Raw genomic sequence first — 6,831 nt, forward strand, 5'->3', positions numbered from 1 at the left:
AGAGCAAAATGCAAAAAGCAAATATAAAAATTACATATCAAAATGTAAAATTATCTCTTTCCTTTCAGCGTTAAAATACTTGAAGCAAAGATATTACCAAATTCCTCCAACTCTTTGAGAAATCCTGCTACTTCCTCTTTGAAATTTGATTTGTAATTTTGCATTTTGATATTTATATTTGATATTTAATATTTGATATTTGATATTTGATATTTATTTGTTGTCTCCCTCAAATCCTATTTTGCAGAACCCTATACACTATTTTAACCTTTATGCTAGATTAAGACACCACCAGATTCTGTAACTGTTCACCGCAGAGACGCAGGCGTCTCTGTGTCTCTGCGGTGAACGGTTACCTTCCTTCTATCCATGGTTTGGGTAAAAAGACATCTTCATATAACAATAGTGCCTCTCGGTCGCTTAATCCAGCAAGGAAATCAGTAATTATTCGTAATAAAGGGGTATCTTGAGCTAAAAAGTTCATCTTCTTCAAGACATAATCAGGATTTTTCATAAAATGTTCAAACAACTCGTTTAAAACCCTGGTAGCTTTATTCGTCTCCTGCATAATCTTTGGATGAGGATAGACATTTTCATAAAGATAGTTGCGGAGTGTATTTGTTGCCTCTAAAATCTCATCACCCATCGTGATAGCATTTTTATCCTGACTATTGAATATTATATCTGCCACCATAGTATTAATCCTTGAAGAATGCTTATTACCTAAAATACGAATAGGAGAGGAAGGTAAATCTTTAAATCTTATTACTTTTGATAAAATCGCATCTTCAATATCATGGTTGACATAGGCAATACTATCAGCTAATCTAACTATTTCTCCTTCTAATGTTATAGGTTTTGAATCCTGCGGATTAACAAATAGGCTTGTTGCTCCTCGAGAATGTTTTAAGATTCCATCTTTTGTTTCAAAGGTTAAATTTAGCCCCTGACCTCCTTTTTCCAGGATTTCAACCACCCGAATACTTTGTTCGTTATGTCTAAATCCACCAGGGCATATTTCATCTAACGCCTTTTCTCCGGCATGACCAAAAGGTGGATGTCCTAAATCATGTCCTAATGAAATGGCCTCAACCAGATCTTCATTTAACCGTAATGCTCTGGCAATTGTTCGGGCAATCTGAGAAACCTCGATGGTGTGGGTTAATCTTGTCCTCAATGCCTCATGGGTGGGGATTAGAAATACCTGCGTTTTATATTTCAACTGTCTAAATGATTTAGAATGAATAATTCTATCCCGGTCCCGTTGATATGCGGTTCGGATTTTACAATCTTCTTCTTTTTTACTTCTTCCACGGGTTTTGGAAGAAAGTGCCGCATAAGGTGACAATCTTCTAACTTCTTCTTCTTCAGCTAATTGACGAATAAGCATATCTATAGTCCCTCTTTTGTTATTTCAGTTAGCAATAGCAATAGAGTTTGTAGAGTTAAGAGAGATTGTAATTACAATAACTCCCTAAAGTCTATGAAACGGTTACCTTTCATTTTGGCCTTAATTGGGGAAATAACACTACCTCCCGAATAGACGGGATGTTCGTCAAAAACATAACCAATCTATCTATCCCTATCCCCAACCCTCCGCACGGCGGCAGACCATATTCTAATGCCTGGATGTAGTCTTCATCTATTTTATCAGGATTTTGTTCTAAAAATCGTTTTCTTTGTTCTATTGGGTCATTTAGTTCGGAATAGGCATTACCAAGTTCTTCTCCATTGATGAAAAACTCAAATCGTTCAACTAATTCTGGGTTGTTTTGTTTCTGTCTGGCTAAAGGAGAAAGAACGGTTGGATAATCCAGGAGAAATGTTGGCTGGATTAAATTTGGCTCAACCTTTTTATCTAAAATCTCTTTTAATATCTCAGCACAACTTTTATCTTTCTCGTCAGTTATCTTTCGCACATCCTCTAATTTTTCAATTTGGGCACCTGTCCATTTTGAAATTGCCTCATAAACCGTTATTCTTTGAAATGGTGGTGTCAGTTTTATTCCTTCCATTTTTAAAGATAGGTTATTTGCCAGATAAGATATAAGTTCTTCGATTAATTTCATCATATCGGTGTAATCTGCGTAAGCCTGATAAACCTCTAACATTGTAAATTCAGGATTATGACGGGTAGAGACGCCTTCATTTCTAAAATTGCGGTTAAGTTCATAAACCCGCTCTAATCCTCCAACAACTAATCTTTTAAGATAAAGCTCCGGGGCAATACGCAGGTATAAATCAATCCCTAAGGCATTATGATGAGTAACAAACGGCTTTGCCTCTGCCCCACCCGGGATAGATTGCATCATTGGAGTTTCCACTTCTAAAAAATTATGATTATCAAGGAATTCTCTTATTAGTTTAACAATTTTACTTCGAGTAATGAATATTTCTTGAACTTCATCATTTACGATTAAATCCACATATCTTTGTCTATGTCGAGATTCAATGTCCTTTAACCCAAACCATTCTTTGGGTAGCGGTCTTAATGATTTAGTTAAGAATGTCCATTGTTCAATCAGAATGGTTATCTCGCCGGTGTGAGTTTTAAATACAGGTCCTTTGATACCAATAAAATCACCCGTATCAACCTCTTTAAAAAGTGCGAAGTTGTCATCCCCAAGTGTGTCTTTTCTGGCATAAATTTGAATTTTACCTCTGGCATCTTTAATGTGGGCGAAGATACTTTTCCCATGTTCTCGAATAGCCATTAATCTACCCGCACAACTTACTCGTTCTTCACTGCCTTCTTTAAATCCTTCAATAATCTGCCTTGTTGTGTGGGTAACATCATATCTTTCTCCAAACGGCTTTTCCCAGAATGTTAATTTCTGTCGTCTAATCTCAAGTAATTCACTAATCTCTTCCATTCTTTAAATTTCCTTTCCTGTGGATTAAATATAACATAAATAAAGAAGATAGTCAAGGGAAATTATCAATGCGGTCTTTTTTTAAACTTAAGATGAATAGGGGTTGCTTTCAAATCAAGTCTCTGGCGAATTTGAGTTTGTAAATATCTCAAATACGCCGGTGAAACTAATCCGGGATGATTGACAAATAAGATAAAGGTTGGTGGTGAGGTGGCAATCTGGGTAGCGTAATAAATCTTTAATGTTTTACCTTTTAAACTCGGTGGATTACTTTGAGCATAGGTTAAATTAATAATGTTATTTAATGTCGAAGTGCTAAACCATTTTTTATGCTCCTGACCTACCTGTTCTATTAACATCAGTAATTTACTTATCCCTTGCCTGGTAATAGCCGAAGTAAATATCGACGGGAGATGAGAGAGATAAGGTATCTTCTTTTGAACATATTTTTTATATTCATCCATTTTGGGACGAGTTTTATCTATGGCTAAGTCCCATTTATTGATAACGATAATTCCCGAACAGCCAACCGATTCCATCTCGGTAGTAATCTTTTTATCCTGTGTCGAAACCCCTTCTATGGCATCAATCACAAGCAAGACGACATCTGCCCTTTTAATGCTTTTAATCGCCCGCACAACGCTATAATATTCTAATTCCTGTCGGACCTTACTTTTCTTCCGAATTCCAGCTGTATCGATAAACAAAAAAGGTATATTTCCTTTTTTAAATAAGGTATCAATGGCATCCCTTGTTGTGCCAGGGACATCATCAACAATTGCCCTTTCCTGTCCTAAAATAGCATTTAAAATAGAAGATTTACCTACATTTGGCTTACCGATAATAGCAACTGATACAGGTTGGGTTTTTTCCACTTCCCGCTGGTAAGGTAAAAGATAGGTTATTATTTTATCTAATAATGTATTGATATTTTTACCGTGCAAGGCAGAAATAGGAATAGGTTCACCCAGCCCTAATCTATAAAAATCGGCTAACAAGACCTCATTCAAATTATCTAATTTATTTATAACTAAGAGGGTATTTTTTTGTGTTTTTAATAACAGGTGGGAAATTGTGGTGTCCTGCCAGATAAGTCCATCTTTTGCATCACATAGAAATAATATCAAATCCGCCTCAGCAATCGCCACATCTACTTGTTTTTTTATTAATGTCTGGAATTTTTCTTCTAATGGCGAGCCAATGCCACCAGTATCAATTAGTGTCCATTCAATTCCTTCCCAATCGACATTGCCATAATTTCTATCTCTGGTAACCCCGGGGGTGGCGTCAACTATTGCTTTTTTTTGCTGAATTAATCGATTAAAAAGGGTTGATTTCCCGACATTAGGTCTGCCAACAATTGCTACGACTGGTTTATTCATAACACGGTAATGATACTACATTATTTTCTGCTTGTCAACAAAATTTCCAATTGACAATATTTCTTAAATATGATATTCTGATTAACAATGGATAAGAGATTAAAAGTCGGTGTAGTTGGTAGTGGGCATATGGGTAGTTACCATGTGCGACTTTATAGTGAGTTATTAAATGTTGAGTTAGTGGGGGTTGCGGATATTAATGAAAAGCAGGTTAATCAAGTCGCCAGCCAGTATAATACTACACCGTTCACTGATTATACAAAATTATATGACAAAGTTGAGGCAGTAAGCATTGCTGTGCCAACAAGTGCTCATTATCGAGTTGGGAAGGATTTTTTAGAAGCAGGAATCCCTGTCCTCATCGAAAAACCTATCACTAATAATCTAACAGAGGCTAAGGAATTGATAGAATTAGCCAGAGAAAAAAACATAATTCTCCAGGTAGGGCATGTAGAACGATTTAATACCGCAGTTTTGGAATTGAAGAAGATTGTTAAAGACCCAATTTTTATAGAATGTAGGCGGCTTGGACCTTATAACAGACGAATAAATGACACGGGCGTAGTCTTAGATTTGCTTATTCACGATATTGATATTGTCCTGGGTTTAGTTAATTCACCAATTAATGAAATAAATCTTGCGGCTAAATCTATCTATTCTGAATATGAAGACATTGCTAATGTTCAAATTATCTTTGACAATGGTTGTATTGCTACCTTAACGGCCTCAAGGGTAACTGAAGATAAGATTAGAACATTAGCCGTCACTCAACCAGATGCTTATGTTGTCTTAGATTATGCCGAGCAAGAGCTGGATATTTATCGCCAGGGAACTTCAGAATACATCATTACCCGAGAAGCGGTTGGCTATAAACAAGAATCATTTATTGAGAAAATCTTTGTCCATAAGGATAACCCATTAAAATTAGAATTGGTACATTTTGTTGATTGTGTATTAGACAAAACCGTGCCGATGACCCCTTTAGATGCCGAATTAAAGGCATTAGAGGTAACTTTACAAATTCAGGATAAATTAAAATTATAACGATGGAAATAACCTATTCTCCATTCTCTCACGGTGGAAATATCTATAGATTTGGGAAAGATGTAATTGACTTTAGTGCTAATATCAATCCTTGTGGATTCTCATCTCAAGTAAAAAAGACGATTTATAAGAATCTGGATAAAATCATTCACTATCCTGATACAGAGGCAAAGATTACCACCCAAAAGATTGCCAGATTCTGGCAGATAAAGGAAGATAATATCCTTGTGGGAAATGGCTCAGTTGAACTTATTTATCTTATTGCCTTAACCTATAAACCAAAAACCGCTATTATCCCTCAACCCACTTTTTGTGAGTATGAACGAGCATTAAAAACGGTCAATTCTAATATTAGATTTGACCAACTTCAAGAAAAAGAAGGATTTAGGCTGAATTTATCCTCTCTGTCTGAGGCAGAGATTCTTTTTGTTTGCAATCCGAATAACCCAACCGGGAATCTTGTTCTAAAAAACCGCCAGCAAATTGAGAAACTGACGATTAACAAATTAGTTGTTGTGGACGAATCCTTTATGGATTTTTTAGCCGATGAAAAAAAACACACCTTAATCTACGAGGCAGTAAAATCCAGGCAAATTATTGTCCTGCGGACTTTTACCAAATTTTTTGGAATACCAGGCTTGAGAATTGGGTATTTAGTGGCTCACCCAGAAACAGTTTCTACCTTAAAAGAATATCAGATGCCCTGGAATACTAACTTGCTGGCTCAATTAGCCACTGAGGTAATATTGGATGACTCTGCATTTATAAAAAAGACATACCAACTCATAGAGAAAGAAAGGGAGTTTCTGTTTAATGAACTGACCAAAATTAAAGGTTTGTTCCCTTATCCTTCAGTTACCAACTTTCTGTTGATTAGAATAGAAAAGGATAGTGTTACTTCTTCAAATTTAGTCAATGACCTGATAAAAAAAGGGATTTTGGTAAGAGATTGTAGTAATTTCAGGTATTTAGACAATAAATATATTCGTTGTGCCATCCGCGAGCATAAAGATAATATTAAACTTATTGAGGCATTAAAGGAAATTTTTCCCAATGAAGTATAAAAGTAGGTAAGCGTTCAGGTGGTGTAACAAAAGGAGATGTGGAGATTAAGGAGATAGGGAGATATTATTAAAAAAATTGAAATTAATAGAAACTAATAGAAATTTATGGAAATTTGGGTGGTGTCTGAAAATAACGCTAATAGTGAAATCTATGCAGATTTGGTGTAAAAAAGGGGATAAGGAGATAAAGGGAGATATGGAGATTATTCATTGTAATTTGCAAAATTTTAGAATGAATTTATCTCCTAATCTCCATAATCCCCATATCTCCTTTTCTTACACTATTTCAACCTTTATGCTAGATTAAGACACCACCGAAATTTGTTGTTTTCCACAATCAGTTTCTACCTATTTCTATAAATTTCAATCTATTTCTATTATCTTATCTCCATATCGCCCTTATCTCCTTATCCCCTTTCTTACACTTTTGATATATAGCCTGAACGGTTACAAAAGTAGACACCTCTG

General features: G+C 35.5%; 6 protein-coding genes. 3 read left to right on the top strand and 3 right to left on the bottom strand.

What is annotated here, in order from left to right:
* Positions 1 to 352: 352 nt before the first annotated feature.
* From AB1422_14625 to der, 3 genes are all read right to left on the bottom strand, one after another.
* Positions 353 to 1,390, bottom strand: a complete 1,038-nt coding sequence (locus tag AB1422_14625; GenBank protein ID MEW6620548.1) for a deoxyguanosinetriphosphate triphosphohydrolase — start codon at positions 1,388 to 1,390, stop codon at positions 353 to 355.
* 109 nt (positions 1,391 to 1,499) lie between these two features.
* Positions 1,500 to 2,873 carry a lysine--tRNA ligase gene (lysS, locus tag AB1422_14630; protein ID MEW6620549.1) on the bottom strand — a complete coding sequence of 458 codons (1,374 nt, stop codon included), beginning with the start codon at positions 2,871 to 2,873 and terminating at the stop codon, positions 1,500 to 1,502.
* A 65-nt stretch (positions 2,874 to 2,938) separates the two neighbouring features.
* Positions 2,939 to 4,255, bottom strand: coding sequence for a ribosome biogenesis GTPase Der (gene der, locus AB1422_14635; protein MEW6620550.1), 1,317 nt, complete (start codon positions 4,253 to 4,255; stop codon positions 2,939 to 2,941).
* An 87-nt stretch (positions 4,256 to 4,342) separates the two neighbouring features.
* Between der and AB1422_14640 the strand changes: the two genes are divergently transcribed.
* The 3 genes from AB1422_14640 (at position 4,343) to AB1422_14650 (ending at position 6,670) form a co-directional block, all read left to right on the top strand.
* Positions 4,343 to 5,299: a Gfo/Idh/MocA family oxidoreductase gene (locus tag AB1422_14640; protein MEW6620551.1), complete on the top strand. Its 957-nt coding sequence runs from the start codon at positions 4,343 to 4,345 to the stop codon at positions 5,297 to 5,299.
* A gap of 2 nt (positions 5,300 to 5,301) precedes the next feature.
* Positions 5,302 to 6,363, top strand: a complete 1,062-nt coding sequence (gene cobD / locus AB1422_14645; protein ID MEW6620552.1) for a threonine-phosphate decarboxylase CobD — start codon at positions 5,302 to 5,304, stop codon at positions 6,361 to 6,363.
* Positions 6,364 to 6,514: 151 nt separating this feature from the next.
* Positions 6,515 to 6,670: a hypothetical protein gene (locus AB1422_14650; protein ID MEW6620553.1), complete on the top strand. Its 156-nt coding sequence runs from the start codon at positions 6,515 to 6,517 to the stop codon at positions 6,668 to 6,670.
* The last annotated feature ends 161 nt before the right edge of the window (positions 6,671 to 6,831 follow it).

Source organism: bacterium, assembly GCA_040757115.1.
Lineage (GTDB): Bacteria > UBA9089 > CG2-30-40-21 > CG2-30-40-21 > SBAY01 > JBFLXS01.